Genomic DNA, 886 nt, shown 5'->3' on the forward strand with positions numbered 1-886 from the left:
AGGCAATCTCGGCGCGGAAATTGACGCCGTCGCGGATGCCATTCCCGTGGATTGCATCATGGTTGCACCCGCCTATCCGAAGATCGGAAGGACGACCCGAAACGGCATTCATTATGTGAACGATGTACGGATCGACCGGACGGAAACCGCTAAGGATCCCAAATCTCCCGTCGCCGAAGCCGATCTCGTCAAGCTGCTGGCCTCCCAATCGCAACGGCAAGCGGGACTGCTCCCGCTGGAAGTGCTGCGAGCGGGCGCTAGCTCGCGAATCGGGGAGCTGCTTCGGAGCGGCATCGAAATCATCGTATGCGACGCCGTCTCGGACGAGGATTTGCGGCGAATCGCCGACGTCGCGGCGGCAGGCGTGGGACGGATGCTATGGGCAGGCTCGGCCGGTCTCGCGGAATGCCTGCCGGATTCGCTCGCGCTCGCGAGAGGCCGCGGAGCGCACGAGCGCCTGTCACGTGTCGTCCCCGAAAGGGGGAAACCCGTACTATTGGTTGCGGGCAGCATCTCCAAGATTACGCAGAGCCAGGTTGCCGCGTTCAATCAATGCCCGCGAACAAAGGCCGTGGAGCTCGACGCCGTCGTGGCCATGGCTTCCGACGAAGGCTGCGACCGGGAGCTCGAGCGGTGCCGCGAGAGGATTGCAGGCGGCCGAAGTGTCGAACCGAATCGCATCGCTGCTCGGTTTGGCGGCTTCCGAATGCATGGATTCGACGGAGCTGCAAGGCGTCATTCTGACCGGGGGAGACACCACTTTCCTTTAAATAGTTATTCTGCAAACAAATGAATTAACTCAATTTCACTTTAGCTAAGTCATGTTGTAAGACATTGTTTCCTTCCTGTGGGTCAAATGAAATATCGCTAAGTCCAAAAACGTTTG

Annotated in this window: 1 protein-coding gene; it reads left to right on the forward strand. The window is 58.9% G+C overall.

All coding sequences use genetic code 11. The annotated features are described in order from the left end of the window. Positions 1-793: four-carbon acid sugar kinase family protein (locus PAT3040_RS07685; RefSeq protein ID WP_219930249.1), on the forward strand; the 793-nt coding region annotated here is incomplete at its 5' end. Between the last annotated feature and the right edge of the window lie 93 nt (positions 794-886).

It is taken from the genome of Paenibacillus agaridevorans (assembly GCF_003112455.1).
GTDB lineage: Bacteria > Bacillota > Bacilli > Paenibacillales > Paenibacillaceae > Pristimantibacillus > Pristimantibacillus agaridevorans.